General features: G+C 68.0%; 22 protein-coding genes and 1 pseudogene. 11 read left to right on the forward strand and 12 right to left on the reverse strand.

Translation table 11 applies throughout. The features are described 5' to 3' along the window. Positions 1 to 146 precede the first annotated feature (146 nt). The 3 genes from IEY87_RS30790 to purU are packed head-to-tail and all read left to right on the forward strand — an operon-like array spanning position 147 to position 2,829. The gene (locus tag IEY87_RS30790; RefSeq protein WP_189142330.1) at positions 147 to 1,028 is read left to right on the forward strand and encodes a methylenetetrahydrofolate reductase; all 882 of its coding nucleotides are present in this window, start codon (positions 147 to 149) and stop codon (positions 1,026 to 1,028) included. Then, the gene (locus IEY87_RS30795; RefSeq protein WP_189142331.1) at positions 1,025 to 1,948 is read left to right on the forward strand and encodes a bifunctional 5,10-methylenetetrahydrofolate dehydrogenase/5,10-methenyltetrahydrofolate cyclohydrolase; all 924 of its coding nucleotides are present in this window, start codon (positions 1,025 to 1,027) and stop codon (positions 1,946 to 1,948) included. The genes IEY87_RS30790 and IEY87_RS30795 overlap by 4 nt, the downstream gene beginning before the upstream one ends. Continuing rightward, on the forward strand, positions 1,945 to 2,829 hold the full coding sequence (gene purU, locus IEY87_RS30800; protein ID WP_189142332.1) for a formyltetrahydrofolate deformylase: 885 nt from the start codon (positions 1,945 to 1,947) through the stop codon (positions 2,827 to 2,829). Before IEY87_RS30795 ends, purU begins: the two co-directional genes overlap by 4 nt. Before the next feature lie 118 nt (positions 2,830 to 2,947). Here purU and IEY87_RS30805 read toward each other — a convergent pair whose 3' ends face one another. Beyond that, positions 2,948 to 3,892: an NAD-dependent epimerase/dehydratase family protein gene (locus IEY87_RS30805; RefSeq protein ID WP_189142333.1), complete on the reverse strand. Its 945-nt coding sequence runs from the start codon at positions 3,890 to 3,892 to the stop codon at positions 2,948 to 2,950. 71 nt (positions 3,893 to 3,963) lie between these two features. Here IEY87_RS30805 and IEY87_RS30810 point away from each other — a divergent pair, with 71 nt between their 5' ends. Continuing rightward, the gene (locus IEY87_RS30810; protein WP_225277800.1) at positions 3,964 to 4,410 is read left to right on the forward strand and encodes a MarR family winged helix-turn-helix transcriptional regulator; all 447 of its coding nucleotides are present in this window, start codon (positions 3,964 to 3,966) and stop codon (positions 4,408 to 4,410) included. A 48-nt stretch (positions 4,411 to 4,458) separates the two neighbouring features. On the opposite strand, the gene IEY87_RS30815 is transcribed toward IEY87_RS30810, so the two are convergent. The 4 genes and pseudogenes from IEY87_RS30815 to IEY87_RS30830 form a co-directional block, all read right to left on the reverse strand. Continuing rightward, entirely contained in the window at positions 4,459 to 5,376 is a 918-nt protein-coding gene (locus IEY87_RS30815) for a hypothetical protein (protein ID WP_189142334.1), read from the reverse strand. After that, a pseudogene (locus IEY87_RS30820) lies at positions 5,373 to 5,816 on the reverse strand (RNA polymerase sigma factor); the annotation flags it as partial. The pseudogene IEY87_RS30820 and the gene IEY87_RS30815, both read right to left, overlap by 4 nt. A 151-nt stretch (positions 5,817 to 5,967) precedes the next feature. Beyond that, positions 5,968 to 6,159, reverse strand: a complete 192-nt coding sequence (locus IEY87_RS30825; protein WP_189142336.1) for a hypothetical protein — start codon at positions 6,157 to 6,159, stop codon at positions 5,968 to 5,970. Positions 6,160 to 6,161: 2 nt separating this feature from the next. After that, entirely contained in the window at positions 6,162 to 6,770 is a 609-nt protein-coding gene (locus IEY87_RS30830; RefSeq protein WP_189142337.1) for a hypothetical protein, read from the reverse strand. Between the two features lie 337 nt (positions 6,771 to 7,107). On the opposite strand from IEY87_RS30830, the gene IEY87_RS30835 reads away from it, so the two are divergent. After that, positions 7,108 to 7,542: a hypothetical protein gene (locus IEY87_RS30835; RefSeq protein WP_189142338.1), complete on the forward strand. Its 435-nt coding sequence runs from the start codon at positions 7,108 to 7,110 to the stop codon at positions 7,540 to 7,542. 72 nt (positions 7,543 to 7,614) lie between these two features. Here the strand turns inward: IEY87_RS30835 and IEY87_RS30840 are convergent, their stop codons facing one another. From IEY87_RS30840 to IEY87_RS30860, 5 genes are all read right to left on the reverse strand, one after another. Next, positions 7,615 to 9,813 (reverse strand): xanthine dehydrogenase family protein molybdopterin-binding subunit, encoded by a 2,199-nt coding sequence (locus IEY87_RS30840; protein ID WP_189142339.1) that lies wholly within the window; start codon positions 9,811 to 9,813, stop codon positions 7,615 to 7,617. Further along, positions 9,810 to 10,790 carry an FAD binding domain-containing protein gene (locus tag IEY87_RS30845; RefSeq protein ID WP_189142340.1) on the reverse strand — a complete coding sequence of 327 codons (981 nt, stop codon included), beginning with the start codon at positions 10,788 to 10,790 and terminating at the stop codon, positions 9,810 to 9,812. Before IEY87_RS30845 ends, IEY87_RS30840 begins: the two co-directional genes overlap by 4 nt. Further along, a complete protein-coding gene (locus IEY87_RS30850; RefSeq protein ID WP_189142341.1) occupies positions 10,790 to 11,374 on the reverse strand; it encodes a (2Fe-2S)-binding protein in 585 nt (194 codons plus the stop codon). The genes IEY87_RS30845 and IEY87_RS30850 overlap by 1 nt, the downstream gene beginning before the upstream one ends. Positions 11,375 to 11,384: 10 nt before the next feature. Beyond that, positions 11,385 to 12,491 (reverse strand): PQQ-dependent sugar dehydrogenase, encoded by a 1,107-nt coding sequence (locus IEY87_RS30855; RefSeq protein ID WP_225277801.1) that lies wholly within the window; start codon positions 12,489 to 12,491, stop codon positions 11,385 to 11,387. A 103-nt stretch (positions 12,492 to 12,594) separates the two neighbouring features. Then, positions 12,595 to 13,287 (reverse strand): TetR/AcrR family transcriptional regulator, encoded by a 693-nt coding sequence (locus tag IEY87_RS30860; RefSeq protein WP_189142343.1) that lies wholly within the window; start codon positions 13,285 to 13,287, stop codon positions 12,595 to 12,597. 101 nt (positions 13,288 to 13,388) lie between these two features. Between IEY87_RS30860 and IEY87_RS30865 the strand changes: the two genes are divergently transcribed. Then, the gene (locus IEY87_RS30865) at positions 13,389 to 13,919 is read left to right on the forward strand and encodes a hypothetical protein (RefSeq protein WP_189142344.1); all 531 of its coding nucleotides are present in this window, start codon (positions 13,389 to 13,391) and stop codon (positions 13,917 to 13,919) included. Positions 13,920 to 14,104: 185 nt separating this feature from the next. Further along, positions 14,105 to 14,767: an HIT family protein gene (locus IEY87_RS30870; RefSeq protein ID WP_189142345.1), complete on the forward strand. Its 663-nt coding sequence runs from the start codon at positions 14,105 to 14,107 to the stop codon at positions 14,765 to 14,767. On the opposite strand, the gene IEY87_RS30875 is transcribed toward IEY87_RS30870, so the two are convergent. Next, positions 14,764 to 15,717 carry a class I SAM-dependent methyltransferase gene (locus IEY87_RS30875; protein ID WP_308112996.1) on the reverse strand — a complete coding sequence of 318 codons (954 nt, stop codon included), beginning with the start codon at positions 15,715 to 15,717 and terminating at the stop codon, positions 14,764 to 14,766. The two genes, IEY87_RS30870 and IEY87_RS30875, sit on opposite strands and share 4 nt — an antisense overlap. A gap of 26 nt (positions 15,718 to 15,743) precedes the next feature. On the opposite strand from IEY87_RS30875, the gene IEY87_RS30880 reads away from it, so the two are divergent. From IEY87_RS30880 to IEY87_RS30895, 4 genes are read left to right on the forward strand one after another with little or no spacing between them, the layout of a single operon-like run. Continuing rightward, complete coding sequence (locus IEY87_RS30880; RefSeq protein WP_189142347.1) at positions 15,744 to 16,508, forward strand: HIT family protein; 765 nt, start codon at positions 15,744 to 15,746, stop codon at positions 16,506 to 16,508. Beyond that, positions 16,505 to 17,527: a sulfotransferase family protein gene (locus IEY87_RS30885; protein WP_189142348.1), complete on the forward strand. Its 1,023-nt coding sequence runs from the start codon at positions 16,505 to 16,507 to the stop codon at positions 17,525 to 17,527. The genes IEY87_RS30880 and IEY87_RS30885 overlap by 4 nt, the downstream gene beginning before the upstream one ends. A gap of 36 nt (positions 17,528 to 17,563) precedes the next feature. After that, a complete protein-coding gene (locus IEY87_RS30890) occupies positions 17,564 to 18,007 on the forward strand; it encodes an NUDIX domain-containing protein (protein WP_189142349.1) in 444 nt (147 codons plus the stop codon). 37 nt (positions 18,008 to 18,044) lie between these two features. Then, a complete protein-coding gene (locus tag IEY87_RS30895) occupies positions 18,045 to 19,271 on the forward strand; it encodes a hypothetical protein (RefSeq protein WP_189142350.1) in 1,227 nt (408 codons plus the stop codon). A gap of 37 nt (positions 19,272 to 19,308) precedes the next feature. Here the strand turns inward: IEY87_RS30895 and IEY87_RS30900 are convergent, their stop codons facing one another. Beyond that, entirely contained in the window at positions 19,309 to 20,178 is an 870-nt protein-coding gene (locus IEY87_RS30900; RefSeq protein ID WP_189142351.1) for a hypothetical protein, read from the reverse strand.

Below are 20,178 nucleotides of genomic sequence, written 5' to 3' on the forward strand. Positions count from 1 at the left end.
GCCGTCATCCGCGTCGTTTCTCCGATCGGGCCGCTGCCTAGTGTCGGTGGTGGAGCCAGATGCTCGGCATCCCCCGCCGGCCCGCGTCCTCGGCGTCTGCCTGCTCGACGAAAGGTCTCTTTCACCATGCCCCCAAAGAGTCTCCGATGACCAGTTTGCGCACCGGCGGGACCGGACCGGCGCCGACCCGCCGCCAAGCACTCACGCGGGCGCTGAACGCCATCAGCTACGAGATCCTGCCGTTCAGGAGCACCGAGGAGCAGGTCCTCGAACACGTGCCGACCGGCATCTCGATGACGGTCACCACCACCGAGGCCAAGGGCCTGGGCCCCACCCTCGACCTGGCCCAGAAGCTGACCGGCCACGGCTACCGGGTGGCCCCGCACCTCGCCGCCCGCCTCGTCAGGGACGAGCGGCACCTGATCGACATCGTCGCCCAGCTGCGCGAGGCCGGCGTCGACGGCATCTTCGTGATCGGCGGCGACGCCGCCACGCCCGCCGGCGGCTTCCACGACGCCTACACGCTGCTCGACACGCTCGACAGCCTCGGGCACCACTTCACCCAGATCGGCATCGGCGGCTACCCCGAAGGCCACGGCGCCATCAGCGACGAGCTGATCGACCGCGCCATCGAGCTCAAGGCCGCCTACGCCACCCACATCGTCACCCAGCTCTGCTTCGACGCCGGCATCACCACCGCCTGGGCGCGCAAGCTCAAGCGGCGCGGCGTCGAGCTGCCGGTCTTCGCCGGCATCCCCGGAGCCGTCAGCCGGCAGAAGCTCATCCGCATCTCGGCCGGCCTGGGTCTCGGCCAGTCCGCCCGCTTCCTGAAGAAGCAGCAGAACATGCTGTGGCGCTTCTTCCTGCCCGGCGGATACCGCCCCGACAAGCTGTTCGAGGGCCTCGCCCCGCGCCTCGCCGAGACGGAGACGAACCTCGCCGGATTCCACCTGTTCACCTTCAACGAGCTGGAGAAGACCGAGGCCTGGCGGCGCAAGCTGCAGGCGCGACTCGGGAACGGCTCATGAGCGCACAGGTCATCGACGGGCGAGCCTGCGCCCGCGCCCTCAAAGCGAGCGTGGCGGCCGACATCGAGCTCCTCAAAGAGGAACGCCTGCCCATCGGCCTGGCGACCGTCATGGTGGGGGACGCCTACGGCTCGGTCGCGTACGAGCGCCGCCTGCGCCGGCTCGCCGCCGACCTCGGCGTGCCGTACCTGCCCCGCAGGCTGCCCGCGACCGTCTCCCAGGCCGAGCTCGACGACACCATCGCCGAGCTGAACGCCGCCCCCGACGTGTCCGGCATCCTCGTCCTGCGCCCCCTGCCGCCGCACCTCAGCGAGGCCGTCACCTTCCAGGCCATCCACCCCGCCAAGGACATCGAGGCCGTACACCCGCAGAACGCCGGCCTCCTCGCCCTCGGCGTGCCCCGTTACGTCCCCTCGACGGCGGCCTCTGCCTACCACCTGCTGGACACCTGGCTCGACTCCGTCGGCGAGGACCGGGCGGACTTCTACCACCGCTCGCTCATCGTCGTCGTCGGCCGCTCCAACAACGTCGGCAAGCCCGCCGTCTCCCTCGGCTACGACCGGCAGGCCGCCGTCGAGTCGATCGACGAATGGGCCAGCCACACCGGCACTCTCGGCCGCCACACCCGCCGCGCCGACGTCCTCATCGTCGCGGCGGGCCGGCCCGGCCTGATCCGGGCGGAGCACGTGAACGACCACGCCGTCGTCATCGACGTCGGCATCAACCCGCGAACCGGCCCCGACGGCGTCACCCACATGGTCGGCGACGTCGACCACGCCACCGTCGCCCCCCGCGTCCGCGCCCTCACCCCCGTCCCCGGCGGAGTCGGCCCCGTCACCGACGTGTGGCTGCTGCGCAACACCGCGGCCGCCGCCCGGGTCAACAGCGCCCGCCTCCTCAGCAGCCAGGAGCCCTCATGACCGCCACCGCCGAAGCAGCCCGCTCCGCCGGGCAGTACGTCCTCATGCTGTCCTGCCCGGACACCCCCGGCATCGTGTACGCGGTCGCCGGCTTCCTCGTCGACCGGCAGTGCACCATCGTGCAGAGCCAGCAGTTCGACGACCCGGACAGCCGCACCTTCTTCATGCGCGTCCAGTTCACCCACGTCGACGGCGAGGCATTGTCGGTGCCGGACCTGCGGCACGACTTCGAGCAGGTGGCGTCCCGCTTCGGCATGACCTGGCGCCTCGGCGACGCCGCCGCCCGCCAGCGCGTCCTGATCATGGTGAGCAAGTTCGGCCACTGCCTCAACGACCTGCTCTACCGCAACTCCGTCGGCGAGCTGAACATCGACATCGCCGGGGTCGTCTCCAACCACCCCGACCTCGCCATGCTGGCCGACAACTACAGCGTGCCCTTCACCCACATCCCGGTCACCCCCGACACCAAGCCCGAGGCCGAGGCCCGCCTCATGGAGATCGTGGAGACCGAGCAGGTCGACCTCGTCGTCCTCGCCCGCTACATGCAGATCCTCTCCGAGGACCTGTGCAAGCGGCTCGAAGGCCGCGCGATCAACATTCACCACTCGATGCTGCCCAGCTTCAAGGGCGCCCGCCCGTACCAGCAGGCCTATGACCGCGGCGTCAAGGTCGTCGGGGCCACGGCCCACTACGTCACGGCCGACCTGGACGAGGGCCCGATCATCGAGCAGCAGATCATGCGGGTGGACCACTCGATCAGCGCCGACGAGTTCGTCGCGCGCGGCCGCGAGACGGAGTGCCGGGCGCTGGCCCGCGCGGTCCGCTGGCACACCGAGAACCGCGTCGCCCTCAACGGCCACAAGACCGTGGTCCTGCACTGATCTTCCCGTACGCCTTTCGCACGGGACTGAATCCACGTCCGCGGCGCCTGGTCAGGTCGGCAGGTGGGGCCGGTGAGGCCGGCCAGGCGCCGCGGCTTCCCCACCGTCTGCGCGGTGCTCAGCGCTCATTGCCCGCACGCAGCCAGGCGATGTAGTCGGCGGCCGCGCTTTCGGTGTCGTAGGCGGGCCGGTAGCCGGTGTCCTGCTGGATGCGGGTGATGTCGAGGTGGTTGTGATGGCCGGTCCCGCCGGTGGGCAGCTCGATCGGGGCGTCCGGGACGACCTTCTTGATCGCGGCGATGACCTCGGCGTTGGTCGTCGCGCGGCCGGACGCGACGTTGTAGGTGCGGTGGTCGAGCCGGTCGGCGAGCTGGAGGAGCGCGATGGCCCGGCCGGTGTCCTTCACGTAGCACAGGTCGATCGCGTCGTCCGCGTAGGCGGGGGCCCGCAGCCCGGAGAGGTCCGGCGCGGTGCCGCGGGCGGCCGCGTGGACGAATGCCGGGGCGGGGAAGAACGGGTCGGAGTGGCCGCGCGGGCCCCAGGTGGCGGAGACGCGGTAGTTGACGACGTCGAGGCCGGCGGCCTCGGCCAGATGGTCGTTGAGCAGCTCGCCGACCTTCTTGAACGTCGGGATCAGGTGGGGTGAGGTCATCGGCAACGGCATGTCCTCCCGCAGCGGGCCCGCGCCGGGCAGACCGGCGTAGACGCCGATCGTGCTCGCGACACCGACCCGCGCCACGCCCCAGCTCTGGGCGGCCTGCAGGATGTTGAGGAGCCCGCCGATGGCTTTACGGGTGGCCTCCACGGGCTCGTCGGCGCTGGGCGGCCACGGCATGGACCCCGCGAGATGCACGATGCCAGTGATCTTGTGCCGTGCGCCGACGTCGAGCAGCGCCGTCAGATCGGTGATGTCGGCCCGCTCCACCGCCACCCGCGCCTCGGCGAGGTCGGCCGGCACCTCGGCGCTCCGCCGCTGAACCAGCACGCACTCCTCGCCCAGATCGAGCAGCGCCCGCACGGTGTGAGACCCGATGAACCCCAGACCCCCGGTGACCAGAATCATTGCCTTGCTCCTTCTGTCGTCTAGCTGATTATCAGTGTAGCTGACAATCAGGCTAGCGATAGAATAAGCGGGTGTCTACCTCCGACGGGCCGGGCCCCGAGTTGAGCAGTCGTCTGGGTTACCTCCTCAAGCACGCGCGCCTGCGGCTGGACGAGCTGTACACGAACGCGCTGAGGCCGTACGGCATCGACGGGCGTGAGCTGGGAGTGCTGCTCGCCCTCGCCGGCCACGAGCCGGCTTCTCAGCAGCAGGCGGCACAGCGACTGGGGATCGACCGCACGACGATGGTCGCGCTGCTGGACACACTCCAGGGCAAAGGCCTGGTGTCACGTCACCCGGACGCGAACGACCGCCGCCGCAACGTGGTCGAACTGACCGACGCCGGACGAAAAACTCTCAGCCAGGCCATCGAGGCGAGCGACGACGCCGAACGCGCGCTCCTCGCGCCGCTCACCCCGCAGGCCGCGCGGCACCTACGCACCGCACTGCAGACGATCGTGACCCATCCGGACAGCTAGTGTTCGGCCGGACGCCTGGCTGGTCTCATCCGCGTGCGGTCGTCGGGATCAGCTGGTGAACTGGGCCGGCTTCGGACCGCCGTAGATCGGGTTCTTCGGCAGGCGATCCTCGGTCACCTGCAGTCGCAGCACGCCGGCCTTCTCCGACCGCGCCTCCCAGACGATCCAGTCGTCCTCCACCTGAGCCGACTGCTTGTCCGGATCGACATTCCATCCGTTGTGGTCCGGCGCCGGCGTGATGACCTCGAAGACCGCTTTCAGCCCCCGCCGGTGGGCCTCGGCGACCACCTCTCCCACGGTCTTCTCGTCGGCCCGGTAGCCCTCCAGCATCTCGCCCTTGACCGTGGCCGGCCGGGCGTTCCGATACTTCTCCCCTGGCCGGGCGGGCCGCCCCAGCTCGACCACACCGTTGCCGGCATAGTCGCGCCGCACCATCACCGTCATGGCACACCCGGCCTGTTCGAGCTCGCAGCCGGCGGGCGTGGTGCCGCTGCCGATCCTGCGGTCGTCGTTCGGGTGGTCGCCGACGCCGCCGCCGGGACCGGCCTTCACGCGAATGATCCTGCCGACCTGGGTCGGTGACGACGGCGCCGGCTCCAGCCTCACGTTCAGGCCCACCGCCTTGAATCCCTCGGTGAACTTGGCGAAGTCGGCCAGCGGGTCCTTGATGACGGCCACGTAGTAGTCGCCTTGGAGCCGGATGTCCATGGCCGAGTTGGCGTAGGAGGTGGCGGTGCCGCCCCCGCCCAGGAGGGCGGGCCCGATCACGGCCGCCGCCGCGAGCCCGCCGACGGCCACCGCGCCCACGAGCACCCGGCGCGTCCGGCTCGTACGGACCACCACCCGGCCCTCGAACCTCGGCTCCTTGGTGGTGATGGAGGCGAGCAGCGCCCGTGCCCCCGCACCGGACGCAGCCCCGGCCAGGTCCTGGTCACGGCATCTGGCAAGGCTCTTCACTTCGTTCATGCTGACTCCACGACAAGATGAGCGACGGAGACGCCGGCCCCGGCCAGCGCCTTGGAGAAGCGCTTACGCGCCCGGTAGAGCCTGATGCGCACGGCGTTGCGCGAGCAGCCGAGCACCTTGGCGATCTCCCCGTTGTCCAGGCCCTCCCAGGCCACCAGGGAGAGCAGCTCCCTGTCGTCTTCGGCGAGCTCCCGGAACGTCCGCCCGATCACGCCCAGTTCGACGCTGCCCTCGGGCGAGTGGGCGTACAGGTCGGCGAGGTCGGTGTCGAGCTCCACGCTCCGGTGTCGGTGCCTGGCCAGACCGCGCCGATGATTGGCCAGCACGTTCCTGGCCACGCCGTACAGCCAGAGCCTGGCCTCATCGCCCGGCGGCAGCGCGTCGGCGCGGCGCCAGGCGATGGCGAACGTCTCGGCCACCACGTCCGCCGCGTCCTCCGGTCAGCCACTGGGCATCCCCATGGTCGGCCTCCTCGGTCTCGGAATCGGAACACTCCGTACATGTCGAGGAAGCCATCAGCATTTCAGCCGATTTCTCACTTTGTCAGCAGAGCCACGATCCTGTGACGGCCGCCGAACCCCGTCACCAGGGTCACGTCGGCGGTTGGTGTTCGTCCGTGGTGCGGAGTCGTTCCGCGTCCTGGTAGGCCCTGGTCACGGCGGCGATCATGGCCAGCAGCGAGAGGATGGGTGCCGCGGGCCAGATGATATTGCCTGGTAGGAAGAAGACGACGATCATCTGGGCGACGGCCACGAAGACCCACACGCCAGGCTCTCCGGGCACCCTTACCATTGCATCTCCCAGATGTACCAAGGGCCTTGGATGTGCGTGTAGTCCGTGTGGCTTTCCTCCGCCGGTGGGCCCTTCGGGCTCCACGCGAAGCCGTACTGGTTCAGGAAGCCGGTGCCGTCCACCAGGAACCGTGCGCCGTCCTCTGTCCGGCTGATCGACGTCAGCGGGTAGAGGCCCACCCACTGGTCCGCGTCGTCAGTTGATGCGGGGCCCGACGCGACCGTCCGGGCGAGGCTCTCCAGGCTGCTCTCCGACAGCGCGAACCGGGCGCTGAAGGGCAGGTCGGCGTACACCGACCCGATCACGGCCACCGCCATGACCGGGGCCGCCGCCCAGCGGACCCAGTGCCGGCGCAGCATGGACCGGCCGTCCGACCGGAACAGGGCCACCACGAACCGGGCAACCCACACGATTATCGTGCCGTACGCCAGCCCGAGGCCCATGAGCAGCAGCTGGAAGGAGCCGCCGCCCGGCAGGCTGCTGTTGTTCAGGATGATCAGGGCCAGCAGGGCGATGAGGGGAAGCAGAACCTTCCCCGGCGGGCCGATCAGGATCCGGGTGAGCGCCGGTAACGGCGGTGGTGGGCTGGCGTTTTCGGGCACGCCAGAGCGTATCGCGGCACTTGATCGCGGATCATGCCCTCTTCGCGTACGCACTGCCTTTCGTGCGGTTTCGGGCGTTCGCCGGTTGCCGCGCGGTGATCCTGGGGCTGTGACGGGACGGCGATGGCCCGCGTCACCCTGGAGGACGCCGGCTGGGTGAGCAAGCGAGGCGAACGCCCGTAAGCCAGCCGCGAAGAGCGGTCCGGGCCTCGCACCATGGGTGTGGGGTGTGGTGCCGATCACATGGTGTGTGTGGATTCCTCCACAGTTGATCGCCGGGGTTCTCCGTAGCGTTCGTGTTGTCGGAAAGCAGCACCTACTGGGGGAGGAACCCGAAATGCGTAAGACTCTTGCGATCGCGGCGCTGGCCGGTTCGATGGCCGTCACCGGTCTGGCGGTGGCTCCTGCCGCTCAGGCGGCCACGCAGACTCAGGCGGTCACGCAGACTCAGGCGGTCACGCAGACCGCCGCCACCACTGTCGTCAAGTGGGGCAAGTTCTTCTCCTCCGACCGTAAGGCGTACACCTACGGCAAGACGTGGAAGAGCCACGGCAAGGTGTTCACGAAGTGGTACGGGGTGGACAAGTTCGGGGGCAAGAAGGGCTGGGTGTGGTTCGAGGTCTACAAGAACGGCTCCTGGCACAAGTTCAACCACGCGTGGGACGGCAAGAAGGTCGGCGCGTGGAGCGGCCACGGGATCGGCAAGGTCTACACCTACACCTGCTGGGCCGGCAAGTTCGACAACTGCGGCAAGAAGTACCGCATCTACTAAGGGACACATCCCGGGGGCTGAAGGAGACGGCTCGGGCCTGAGGCTCGGGCCGTCCTTCTAGCCGTACGACAGTCAGGACAGGGCGGCGATGATTTTGTCCTGGGTGATCGGCAGGTCGCGGATGCGGTGGCCGGTCGCGTGGTAGACGGCGTTGCCGATGGCCGCGGTCACCCCGGTCATGGGTGTCTCGCCGAAGCCCCGTGCGCCGAGCGCCGGGCTGGACGGGTCCGGCTTGTCGATGAAGCTGACGTCGATGTCCGGCACGTCGGCATTGACCGGGACGAGGTAACCGGACAGGTTCGGGGTGACGATCCGCCCCAGGTTCGGGTCGACCAGGGTGTGCTCGCTGAGCGTGAACCCGATCGCCCAGATGGCCCCGCCGATCGCCTGACTCCGGGCCGTGCGGTGGTTGAGCACCCGGCCGCAGTCGAACACCCCCACCATGCGGCGCACCTGGACCCGCCCCAGCACCGGGTCCACGTGCACCTCGACGAAGGTGGCGCCGACCGAGTACCCCATCGGCGCGAAGACCGCCTCGCTGGTCACCTCGATCAGCCGGCCGTGGCGGCGCATCACCTGCCGGTAACCGACCCGCCGCGACGGCCGCTCGGTGAGGAACAGGTCCCCGTCGCCGACGCTGACCTGATCGGGCGCGGCGCCGTGCAGCGGACTGTCCGGATCGGCCACCGCGAGCGCGATCACGCGGTCACGGGCGGCGGTCGCGGCGCGGACGACCCCCGCCCCGACGCTCGGCACGGTCGCCGACGCCGCCGACGCGAACGCCGCCGGGAAGGCCGAGTCGCCCAGATCGAAGCGGACCCCGCGCAGCCGCAGGCCGAGCACCTCGGCGCCGAGCTGACGCATCACCGTGTACGTCCCGGTGCCGAGGTCCTGCGTGCCCGACCGGATCCGCGCGGTGCCGTCGACGCCGATCGTCACGGTGGCCGACGAGCCCGGCCGGCCGCCCGCGGTGTGCGCGGCGGTGGCCATGCCCCAGCCGATCAGCCCGTCCCGGTCACGCATGGAGCCCGGCCGGGGATCACGACGCGACCAGCCGAAGCGCTCCGCGCCTCGCTCGTAGCATTCGCGCAGGTAGCTGCTGCCATGACGCTCGCCGGACTCCTGGTTGGTGGCCGACCAGTTGCGCACCCTGAGCTCGACCGGGTCCAGGCCGAGGGTGTAACTGAGCTCGTCGAGCGTGGACTCCAGCGCGTGACTCGTCGCCGTCTCCGGTGACCGCACGAAGCTGCCCATCGGCAGGTCGAGCCGTACCGCCTGCTGGGTCGAGCGTACGTTCGGGCAGGCGTACAGGATGCGGGTCGGCTCCGAGCTGTTGAGCAGCGCGTCCTCGGTGCGGGACACCTGCTGGGTGACCGTGTGCTGGATCGCGGTGAGCCGCCCGTCGCGGGCGGCGCCGACGCGCAGCACCTGGTGCGTCTCGGCGCGGTGCCCGTTGGAGGTGTACGCCTGCGCTCGCGTCAGCACCAGCTTGACGGGCCGCCCGACCTGCCGCGCGACCGCCGCCGTGAGCACGGTGTGCGGCCACACCGGGCCTTTCGCCCCGAACCCCCCGCCCAGGTACGGCGACAGGACGCGTACGTTCTCCCGGGCGAGCCCGAAAGCCTGCATGAGCGCGTTCTGGGTGTTGGAGATGCCCTGCGTGGATTCGTGCACCGTCAGCCGGTCGCCGTCCCAGGCCGCCACCGTGACCGACGGTTCGAGGGCGTTGTGGTGCTGCATCGGCGTGGTGTACGTGGTCTCGGCCACGGCGTGCGCGGCGGCCAGACCGGCGGCGACGTCCCCGCGTACATAGTCGTTGGCCCCGTCGTTGGTCTGCGGCGGGATGTACGCCTCGCCCATGTCGTCGGCGAGCACCACCCGGGGCGGCTCTGCCCGGTAGCTGACGCCGACCAGGCCGGACGCCTGCTGGGCCCGTTCCAGGGTGTCCGCCACCACGATCGCGACGGGCTGGCCCGCGTGCCGGATCAGGTCATCCTGTACGGGCAGGAACCGCTTCAGGAACGCGACCGCCGGGCTGGGCAGGGCGAGGCGGGCCAGGTTCTGGTGGGTGAAGACGCCCAGCACCCCCGGCGCGGCGCTCGCCCCGGCGGTGTCGACGGCGGTGACCCGGCCGCGCGCGACCGTGCTCATGACCAGGACCGCGTGGGTCACCCCGCGCACCTCGGCGTCGGCCGCGTACCGGGCCGCGCCGGTGACCTTGGCGACGCCGTCCACTCGGCTGACCGGCCGGCCGACCTGGGACTCCGTCATCGGTTCCTCCCGAACTGGCCAAGGATGTCGGACAGGGCCCGCTGGACCAGCGGGACCTTGAAGGCGTTGTGCGCGCGGGGCCGGGCGTCCCGGACCAGCGCCGCGCCGGCGGCCTCGATCGTGGCGGCGTTCAGCGGGCGGCCGATCAGCGCCTGTTCCGCCGCCTCCGATCGCCAGGGGCGCGGGGCGATGCCGCCGAAGGCCAGGCGGGCTTCGCGGACCTCCTCGCCGCGCAGCCGGACCAGCGCCGCGACGGACACGACGGCGAACTCGAACGTGGCCCGGTCGCGCACCTTCAGATACGTCGAGCCGGCGGCCAGTTCGGTGACGGGCACGTCGATGCCGGTGATGAGCTCGCCCTGGCGCAGGGCGGTCTCCAGGTGCGGGGTGTCGCCGGGCGGCAGGTAGAAGCCGGCCATCGGGATCTCGCGCGGGCCCTCGGCGCTCAGCGTGCGCACGGTGGCGTCCAGAGCGGTCAGGGCGACGGCCAGGTCGGAGGGGTGCACGGCGATGCAGTGGTCGCTGCCGCCGACGATGGCGTGCCACCGGTTCAGGCCGTCGAGGGCCGGGCAGCCGCTGCCGGGCTCGCGCCTGTTGCAGGGCATGGTGGGGTCCCGGAAATACCAGCATCGCGTACGTTGCAGCAGGTTGCCGCCGAGCGAGGCCATGTTCCGCACCTGCGGCGAGGCGCCGGCGAGCAGCGCCTGCGACAGGACCGGCAGCCGCCGGCGTACGGCCTGGTGCACGGCCACGTCACTCATCCGGCTCAGCGCGCCGAGCCGGATGCGCCCGCCGCTCTCCCGCACGTCGGCCAGCGGCAGCGCGCTGATGTCGATCAGGTGGTCGTGCCGCTGCACGCCGTCCTTCATCAAATTCAGCAGGTCGGTGCCGCCGGCGATGTAGCGCGCCCGAGGGTCGGCGGCCAGGCGGACCGCGCGCTCGGGCTGGTCGGCGCGGGTGTAGGCGAACGCGTCCATCAGCTCATTTCCTTCGCGGCTTGGCGGACGGAGGCGACGATGTTCGGGTAGCAGCCGCACCGGCAGAGGTTGCCGCTCATCCACTCGCGGATCTCGTCGTCGGACCCGGTGTGTCCCTCGTGGACGCAGGCGACCGCGGACATGAGCTGGCCGGGGGTGCAGAAGCCGCACTGGAACCCGTCGTTCCTGATGAAGGCCGCTTGTACGGGATGCAGCGCGTCCCCACGGGCCAGGCCCTCCACGGTGGTGATCTCGCGGCCCTGCTGCATGACGGCCAGGGTCAGGCAGGACTTGATCCGCCGCCCGTCCACCAGGACCGTGCAGGCGCCGCATTCGCCCCGGTCGCAGCCCTTCTTGGTGCCGGTCAGGCCGATCCGCTCGCGCAGGGCGTCGAGCAGGGTGACCCGTGCTTCGAGCTCCTGCCGGTGCGTCACGCCGTTGACCTTGAGGGAGATCCGTGCCGTGTCAGTGACGGCGGCTTTCGCCTCCGCCACGTCCGGCAGGGCCGGCGCCGCCGTCGCGACGGCGGCGACCGCCGCGCCCACCTTGATCACGGTACGTCGGGTCGGGTCTTCTTCGGACATGCTGGTCACCTCACGAAGGGGTCGGAACGAGTTCGATGCGCAGGATGCGGTCGTCACCCTCGCGCGAGGGGGTCCCGCCGAGCGTCGCCTGGTCGGTGTTGGACGTGGTCACCCAGAGCGCCCCATCGGGCGCGACCTCCACGGTCCGCAGGCGCCCGTACCGCTCGGTGAGGTAAGCGACAGGCTCTCCGGTACGTTCCCCGCCCACGACCGGCAGCCGCCACAGCCGCTGCCCGCGCAGCCCGGCCATCCACAGCGCGCCCTCGGCGTAGGCGATGCCGGACGGGGACGCCTCGGCCGGCGGCAGCCAGAACACCGGCCGGGTGCCGCCCTCGCCGTCCGGACCCTCGGCCGCCGGCCAGCCGTAGTCCTCGCCGACGCGGATGACGTTGACCTCGTCCCAGTCGTTCAGCCCCAGCTCGGCGGCGTACATGGTCCCGTCGGGGCCGACGGTCAGGCCCTGCACGTTGCGGTGGCCGTAGGAGTAGACCGGGGTGTCGAACGGGTTGTCCTCGGGGATCGAGCCGTCCGGCTTGATCCGCAGCACCTTGCCGTTGAGGTTGTCGCGCCTCGGCGCGACCGGTGGATCGAAGGCGTCGCCGGTGGCGATCCACAGGTTCCCGTCGGGGCCGAAGCGCAGCCGGCCGCCGTGGTGCCGGTTCGCCGTGCCGATGCCGTCCAGCACGATCCGGTCCTGGCGCAACGACGCCAGGTCCTCGGCGAGGCGCAGGGCCACGACCCGGTTGGTCGGCGACGACGACACGTACGCATAGACAGTGCGATCGTCGGCGAACCGGGGCGAGGTGGCGAGCCCCAGCAAGCCGCCCTCGGCGCTCCGGGCGACCCCGGGCACCTCACCGACCAGCGCCGGGGTGCCGCCCTCGGCGGGGACGCGGTGGATCAGGCCGGAGGCGCGACCGGAGACCAGGGCCGAACCGTCCGGCAGGAACGCCAGCCCCCACGGCATGTCCAGCCCGGACGCCAGCTCGGTGATCCGCCCGAGCCCTTCGGGGGGACTCGTGGTGACGGCGCTACCGGGCTCGGCAGCGGTGGCCGTGCAGCCCGTGACCAGCGTCAACGAGGCGAAGGCGGCGACGGTGCGGGTTCTGAGACGCATGGTTCCACCTCTTCGGTGGTAGCAGTGATAACACCACGACACTATCGGTGTCATGGTGTCGTTGGCAACATTTAAGTGTTGCCACTGCTAAAACTTGGGCGGCTCAACCCTCGGAGGTGGCGACCCGGTCCATCCACTCGGCCAGCACGGCGCGCTCGGCGACGGAGAGCACGGTCAGCCGGGGGGCGACCGCGCGCAGCGCCACCGCGATGCCCGTCGGGCCCGCATCGGCGGCGGGGGAGTCGCCGGTGGTGATCGCGGCGATGATCGCCTCGCGCGCCATGACGGACAGCGCCGGGTCGCGCCGCTCCTCCGGCATCGAGATGAGTGAGAAGGTCAGGCCGGACCCCGTGGCGTGGACCAGGTGCGCGGCGCGCTCCTCGCTGACCCGCAACCGTCCCGCCTCGGCGATGCGCCTGACCCTCGCGGCCAGCACCGCGGCGGACCGCCGCGCGGCCGTCGACTCGACGCCCGGCCGGGTCTCGCCGTAGATGAGCACGTAGCAGGCCGGGTTGGCGAGGCCGAAACTGACGTGCAGATCCCAGCCGCGCCGCAAATCCTCCACCGGGTCGTCGGTCTCGGCCAGCGCCGTCTTGTCGGCCATGTAGCTCTCGAAACCGTGGCTCGCGACCGCGTCGAGCAAGCCGTCCTTGTCGCCGAAGAGCCGATAGAGCGTCGGCGACTGCACCCCCGCCGCCGTGCACACCGCCCGGGTCGACACCGCGTCCCGGCCGCCCTGGGTCAGTAGGTCGGACGCCGCCTTGATGATCCGCTCACGCGTGAGATCTCGCTCCACGGTAGCAACGATAACTGTCTCGCCATATCACTGCCAGCAGCAGGTGCCGCGCCTCGTGAGTGTTGTCTCGGCAGGGCATCCCTTGTGATGAAATATGCCGAATGGAGAGGTTGAGGCAGTTGGTGGGCGAGATGCTGATCTACTGCTTCGTACTGGTCCTGATCACCGGCGGCTTCCTGGCCTTCCACTACACGCCCAGCGGCGAGCTGATCCCCTACACCGGCGCCTACGAGCCGCTCCACGGCACCATGATGACCAGGGCCTACGACTCCCTGCTGACGCTCAGCTTCGACTCGCCCCGCGGCCTGCTCATGCGGCAACTGCACGCCCAGTTCTCGGCCCTGCTGGTGGCGGGAACCGTCGTCTGGGCTCTGCTCGGCCGGCTCCGGTACGTGTTCGCGCTGGTCGGCCTGGGCCTGAGCCTGCTCGGCCGGTTCACCGGCCACGGCTCCGCCGACGAATACCCGACGGCCGTCCCCATCCCCCTGTGGTACGGCCTGCACCTGCTGGCGGCCCTGGCCATTGCCGCCATTCTGGTGGTCTCCGCCCGCCGGGAGGCCGCCCGCGAGCCCAGAACACCGGGCTTCATAGCCCTGGGCCTCGGCCTCACCCTGCTGCTGATCTTCTGGTAGGGCATCCCCTTCTGAGGCTTCTGAGGGGTGGATTTTCGGGGTGACAGCGACGATCGGCCCGGCCTGTGATCGCACATATGGCCATTGCGCCAGCTCAAGGTAGCAAATTAAGAACTGTGCGCTACGTCATGCCGGGTGAAGATAGGGGCAGGCGATCTGAATGTGCGAGATGGGGTGGAGCGGCTATGTTCGACGGACCTGCCGAATGCCCCTTTTGCGCCTTGGTATCGGAGGGGAGGTCGCCTGTCTGGGATTATCTCTTTCGCGCCGACAGCACCGATGAGATCATCCTCCGCAGCGCATCCTTCCTGGTCATTCTCGACACTGCCCCGCTCGCTGAGGGCCACCTGCTCATCATCACGAAAGCCCACATTTCCTCACTTGCCGGCCTGTCGACACCTGAGCGCGCCGAGCTGGATTCGGTCAAACACCACGCCGAATCCTTGCTGGGGGAGGCTTATGGCCCGATCTCATTTTTCGAGCATGGGGCTGAGAAGTTCGCCAAGCACGCCGGAGCCTGCATTGACCATGCCCACCTGCACCTGGTCCCAGGCGACTTCGATATTCTTCCCTATGTTGCTCGTGACTACCCTGATGTCGAGTCGTTCCCATCGTATGAACGAGTGCTCGAAACTTTCGCCGGTAGGCCCTATCTGCTGTTCAGCCGAAAATCGGATCAGGTTTACGGCGTGCATGCCCCGGCCTGTGCCACCCAATATCTCAGGCGCCTCGTAGCACAGGCGACCGGATTCAGGACCATGTGGAGCTGGCGTGACTGCGTTCGCTGGGCGGACTCGCTCTCGGTGCGCGACCAGTTGCTCAATGCCAGAATGAAGTTGGGCCGCTAATCTCGCGAGCGCTCGGCGAGGCACTGCACCACGCTTGCGTGACTGCCGTAAACGAGCTCGTCGCGGAGCACGAGACTGTCGACGGCGAAGAGTCCTTCGGCGGACAGGACGTCCTTGGTGTACTCCTGGCTGAAGAAGTGGCGGATCTGACCGTCACTCCGGAAGAGATCAGGGCCGATCTCCTCGCCTTGCCCGAAAAGCACGTCGTCAGTTGACCGGCAGACGAAAAAGACTTTCCCGGCAGGGCGCAGAACACGATGGATCTCCCAGAAGACGTCCCGGGTGATGCTGTCCGGGAAGTAGTGCAGAGAAAGACGGGCGTAGACCACGTCAAAGGACGCGGCGGAGAATTTCAGAGGTGTCCGGAGGTCATGGAGAGAAAAGTCGACCCCGGATGCCTCTGGGGAGTGAAGGTTGGCCTCGATGGCGAACTCCGAGAAGTCCGTGGCGGTGACCACGTGTCCCCGCCTTTGGAGGAAGACGGCATCTCTGCCACTCCCGCACCCCAACTCGAGAATTCTCCGACCACGGCTCAAACCGTCCGCGAGAACCAGGGCCGACGAAGTCGGTCTTATTCGTTCCTCGCTGTTCCAGTATTGACGGTGATAGTTGTTCCAGAGTCGCAATTGGTCGCCGTCGAAAACGTTTGGGGCCGATGCCGATTTGTCGTCGAACCTGGATGCCATAGCTGACCATACCAAGGCCGTCGTCCTCTTGAACTCCTTTGTCTTTACCCGGCCGCTGCTACACTCGGGCTTGAATGGATACTGACAGGTAACGCCAGGATCGGCCGCGAGACATCGGACCCTCGGGACGAAACATGTCAAGCGAACCAATAGCCACGTGGAGCCCTGTTGAGCAGGAGTGGCTCCTTCGCGTTCCGGGCCGTCGTGATTTGGCAGCACAGGTCGACATTCGTCCCGATGACACCTCATTCGCTGGATGTCCATTCTGCCCCGATGCGGGGGACGCGCCAGTGCAGGTTCGACTGGTTCCGAGCAAACACCCTGTGATTGCTGCACCCCAGGAGCGCGCACACGAGCAACTGCACTGGGTTCTTGTGTACGGCAGCTCCCACTCCCAGAGACTCGGCGACCTTCCGGCAGAGGTCACTCAACAGTTCCTGAAGAAGGTCTCCCATAAGACCACGGACCTCTTGGTCAGCCCATTGGTTGAAGCGGTTTATGCCTTCGAGTCCGTGGGCGACCACTTCGGACCCACGGTTGCCCATCCGCATGGTCAGCTCGTTGGATTGCCCTTTGTCCCAAGGCGTCTGACCCTCACCCATGGCGCAGACTCTTGCGCTGTATGCGATTTGGCTGTCGATCGAGAATTGACGGTGACGACCTCCGACCATGCTCTGCTTCAGGTGCCCCCATGGGCGAGACTGCCCTTCGAAATGATCATTGCGCCCAGGGCTCATCGTCCGGACCTGGCATCGCTGTCTCCCGATGAGCTCGTCTCGGTGGCGGGTTGTCTTCACACAGGTCTGCGACTGTGCCGGGTGACCTATGGGGGCGCGATGCCGCCCTACCTGATCAATGTCATGCAGGCACCCAAGGGCGATGCGTCGCACCACTTGCGGATAGAGCTCGTTCCGCTCCACAAGGACGTGCAAACCCTTAAAAGGCCCGGCGCCATGGAGCTGGGCCTGGGTGTCTACGTCAACCCGCTCCTTCCAGAAATAGCCGCCGGGATGCTCCGCGACGCGCTGCCAGGGGTGCGGAGGTGCCGGACATGAAGCGGGTCCAGCTCGTCGGCACCCAGCGCTCCGGTTCGAACCTGCTTCGGCTCCTGCTCGGATCGCTGCCCGGCGTCTTCGCGCCTCCCTCGGCACACAAGCTGAGAGATTTCCAGGACCTGGCCTCTCGGTACGGCTCATTAGGTGAGCCCTTGAACAGGAGGCGCCTGGCCGAGGACCTGGGCCGCCTCGTCGATCTCAATGCTCTCGCCTGGCCGCGTATCCCTGATCGCCTGCCGGCGGTCGTCGCCGCCATGGGCGGACCTACGCTCGCGCACGCGGTCGTGGCGTTCTACGACGCTCATGCCCGCCATCTGGGCAAGGACCTGTGGGTCAGCAAGTGTCTGGAGAATGTTCACTTCATCGCCCAGTTGCACGTATCCGGCCTGCCGATCCTGTATCTGCACCTCGTGAGGGATCCACGCGACGTCGCCGTCTCGTTCTCCACCGCACCCATCGGCCCGAAGGATCCCCAGGCGATAGCACTGCGCTGGCTGCAGGATCAGGAGGCCGCTCTCGAAGGTCGAGAAATGGTCGGAGAAGATAATTGGCTGACCCTGCGTTATGAAGATCTGGTCAGAGATCCAGAGGGCGCTCTGGCTCCTCTCTGTGATCGTGCCGGGCTACGGTGGTCCGACGCCGCGTTGGATTTTTACCGTCAGGACCACGCTCGATCGGCCGCGTCCCTGTCTGAGCTGTGGAACAATCTCGACCGGCCCATTCGAAAGGATCGCGTGGCCGCGTACAAGAACGCCGCCCACACTGACCTGACGATCTCCGTCGAGAGTATTACATGCGATCTTATGTCGACATTCGGTTATGTCGCCGAGCATGTCTCTGTGTCGACCACGATGGGGGCGGACGAGAGAGCGGCCATTCTCCTTCGTGATCGCGACTTGCGTACCAAGCTGAAGGAAGCCCGCGATCCGGAGACGGAGGCCGTGCATCTCAGACGGCTTCGTTTCCTGGAACAGCTCAGCGGAGAAGTCCCCCGAAAGTGGGTGCCCGGCCTGCTTTGAGCACCTCGCAGCCTCAGAAAACGCACGGAGGACCCGATGTTCGTGCAGTTCGCGCAGAAGGCCGTCATCGAATGGCAAGGAAAACTGCTCCTCGTCATGAAGAGCCGTGACGACCCGCACGAGCCTGGAAAATGGGAATTGCCGGGTGGGCGGATGCAGCGAGACGAATCACCTGATGAGGCGCTGGTCCGCGAGGTTTATGAGGAGGTAGGGCTGAAGGTGCACCCGGGGCGCCCACTGGCCCTGTGGTCATGGCGACTGGGAAGCGGGGAGGACGCCGCGACGGTCATCGCCGTCGCCAGGCTCTGTACGGCGAACAACGTCGACGTGGACATGAGCCGCCAGGTCGAGGACGACTTCATCGAAAGGTACGGCTGGTTCGACAGAGACGAGATCCTCGGCCTCGATCTCATTCCCAGTGCCAGAGGCCCCATCGCGACGGTTCTCGAGAACCTCCAGAAGTTCGGCCTCGACGAGTGAGCCGCGTACGGGCTTGTGTGAATCAAGGATGAGATAGTTGCTGACGCGTCAGATGCTGAAGGATGCTCAGTCCGAGATCGAGCGGCGCATCGAGTTGCGTATGCGAGAAGAGGCCGGGCGACTGCCGGACCACGCCCTGGCTTCGGGGCAGTATCTCGACCACCCCGACTACAAACAGCGCGGACTCTACGGCACCGCGGCCACCATTCACATCCTTGCCCGTCGCGCCACGACGGATCCTGTGGTCAAGGACCGGATATCGAAGCTGCTCTATTATGTCGTCAACCGTGGCCAGGTCGAAAAGGCTTCGGTGAGTGGCGTCGTCTATCGGGACCTGGTCGCGCGCAGAGTCCGGTTGCAGAAATCAGATGTTTTCCGGATGGCCGACATAGGTTTCGCCATCTCGCAGGTGAGCCCGGTCGTCCCGCTGAGATCCGAAGCGCTGACGCTGGTCCACCAGGCTCTCGAAGATGCCAGGACCGAGCCGGCGGGATATGCGGTCGGCAGCGAAGGAGGGAGCCCGAACCCGCTGGCCACCGCGCACGCGCTGCGCTGCCTGGCGGCGAACAACCTGCCTGCCCGGCCCGAGGACTGGCGATATCTTCGAGAGTACGTCAGCGGCGGCAGCGACATCTACGTCCGATGCTTCGCCCTGTCGGTGCTGGCAACCTATGACCCCGAGCTTGAGCGGCGGGAGTTGCAGCTCTGCTGGAAGGAGATGTTCTCGGCCCTGGCCGGCGAGTTCGGCGGCCAGTCGGAGGCGAATCATGAGTACACCCGATATGGCGCGCAGGACTATGTCCGGGTGCCCTGGCAGCTCTATCTGATCCAGTCGTGCGCCAGACTCTTCCCGCTGACGAGGTTCGTCGGATTCTCCGTGCAGGCGAAAATGATGGACGTCGCCCAGCAGATCTCCGCTCCGGACGGGTTCAAATATGAGGCTTCGGGAGGCCATCTCTCCACCCGCACCTATGCCTGCGTCTGGCAGGCGATCGATGAGATCTTGACCTTCAATTTCAAACAGCCCCTTCCCCGGGTCTTCGTCCGCACGGTCTCGGGTGCGACCCGAGTCTTCTCCAGTCAGCTCTTCGGCGCGCTCACGTACACAATTCTCGTCGCCGTCGCGGTGGGGTCGCTCATCGAGTGGTTGAACACGCCCGGTCATTCCTACGGTGATCTGGCGCCCAATCTGCTGGTCGAAGTCATGCTGGTCATCCTCGCGGGCCTCAGGCACCAGGTAAGGCGCAGAGGCCACCGCCGCTGACCTCGATCCGCAGCCGGCTCAGCGCTGCCGAGTGACCCTACAAGCCCGACCAGCGGCACACGTTCGGCGCACGGCGGCAGAGGAGGGGGAGTCTGCCGCCGGCCTCCAGCAGCACGCGATCTGCCAGCGGCTCGTCGAGCCTGATGATCCCCTTGCCGGTCGCGCCGACGCCCAAGCAGAAGCCGGTGAACCTGTCGGGGATGTCGACCCCCAGGACCACCACATCCGACTCCTCGCGGATGCGGATGTAGACGTTGGGCCCCTGCCTGTCGAGGCAGCGGCCGTACTCGTAGCTCACCAGCAGTGTGTGTTCTCCGAGCAGTTCGAAGTCTGTGATCTGTCCGTCAGAGCTGTGTCTGCCGATGACTCCTTCGACGGTGCCGAGAGCTTTCTGATCGACCGCTACCTGGTCGATAGGCTCAGGCAGGTCCGAGAAGTACAGCCGCCACGCGGGCACCGTCGCCATCCCCCGTACGGTCTTCAGCCGCATCGTGGTGAAGGTGGCGCCGGTCAGGTGGTACGCCCTGTCATCGGGGAAGGTCTCCTCCTCGGACCAGGGAGACAGCGCCATCATCGCCTTCCGCGGCTCGATCACCGGAACTCGCATCGTGGACCCGTCGTCCCAGCGGACCCGCGCCTCGGCCGGTGGAGTGGGGAGTGGACCGGCCACGACCCAGCCGTACTCCTCATCGTGCTGAATGCGCTTGAGCACCTTCGGCGGTATGGCGCTCATGTCTTCGAGCGGGACGAAACCCTCGTGCCAGATCTCCTCGGCACCGCTGGTCCGCCAGTTCCAGACGGCAAGTGCGGCGTGCTCTTCGAAGCCGTACGCGCGCGGTCCGAACAGGAAATGGCCGCAGCTGAGGAGCAGCACCACAGCCAGGAGCGTCGTGCCTAATCGCAGCAT

Source organism: Nonomuraea glycinis (assembly GCF_014646515.1).
GTDB classification, from domain to species: Bacteria; Actinomycetota; Actinomycetes; order Streptosporangiales; family Streptosporangiaceae; genus Nonomuraea; species Nonomuraea glycinis.

Bases quoted from the DNA above. Each gene is read 5' to 3' on its own strand.
- IEY87_RS30805 (WP_189142333.1), bottom strand. From the start codon at position 3,892: ATGATTCTGGTCACCGGGGGTCTGGGGTTCATCGGGTCTCACACCGTG.
- IEY87_RS30840 (WP_189142339.1), bottom strand. From the start codon at position 9,813: ATGACGGAGTCCCAGGTCGGCCGGCCGGTCAGCCGAGTGGACGGCGTC.
- IEY87_RS30850 (WP_189142341.1), bottom strand. From the start codon at position 11,374: ATGTCCGAAGAAGACCCGACCCGACGTACCGTGATCAAGGTGGGCGCG.
- IEY87_RS30795 (WP_189142331.1), top strand. From the start codon at position 1,025: ATGAGCGCACAGGTCATCGACGGGCGAGCCTGCGCCCGCGCCCTCAAA.
- IEY87_RS30790 (WP_189142330.1), top strand. From the start codon at position 147: ATGACCAGTTTGCGCACCGGCGGGACCGGACCGGCGCCGACCCGCCGC.
- purU (WP_189142332.1), top strand. From the start codon at position 1,945: ATGACCGCCACCGCCGAAGCAGCCCGCTCCGCCGGGCAGTACGTCCTC.
- IEY87_RS30865 (WP_189142344.1), top strand. From the start codon at position 13,389: ATGGAGAGGTTGAGGCAGTTGGTGGGCGAGATGCTGATCTACTGCTTC.
- IEY87_RS30855 (WP_225277801.1), bottom strand. From the start codon at position 12,491: ATGCGTCTCAGAACCCGCACCGTCGCCGCCTTCGCCTCGTTGACGCTG.
- IEY87_RS30835 (WP_189142338.1), top strand. From the start codon at position 7,108: ATGCGTAAGACTCTTGCGATCGCGGCGCTGGCCGGTTCGATGGCCGTC.
- IEY87_RS30870 (WP_189142345.1), top strand. From the start codon at position 14,105: ATGTTCGACGGACCTGCCGAATGCCCCTTTTGCGCCTTGGTATCGGAG.
- IEY87_RS30815 (WP_189142334.1), bottom strand. From the start codon at position 5,376: ATGAACGAAGTGAAGAGCCTTGCCAGATGCCGTGACCAGGACCTGGCC.
- IEY87_RS30900 (WP_189142351.1), bottom strand. From the start codon at position 20,178: ATGCTGCGATTAGGCACGACGCTCCTGGCTGTGGTGCTGCTCCTCAGC.
- IEY87_RS30875 (WP_308112996.1), bottom strand. From the start codon at position 15,717: ATGGACATCCAGCGAATGAGGTGTCATCGGGACGAATGTCGACCTGTG.
- IEY87_RS30885 (WP_189142348.1), top strand. From the start codon at position 16,505: ATGAAGCGGGTCCAGCTCGTCGGCACCCAGCGCTCCGGTTCGAACCTG.
- IEY87_RS30890 (WP_189142349.1), top strand. From the start codon at position 17,564: ATGTTCGTGCAGTTCGCGCAGAAGGCCGTCATCGAATGGCAAGGAAAA.
- IEY87_RS30845 (WP_189142340.1), bottom strand. From the start codon at position 10,790: ATGGACGCGTTCGCCTACACCCGCGCCGACCAGCCCGAGCGCGCGGTC.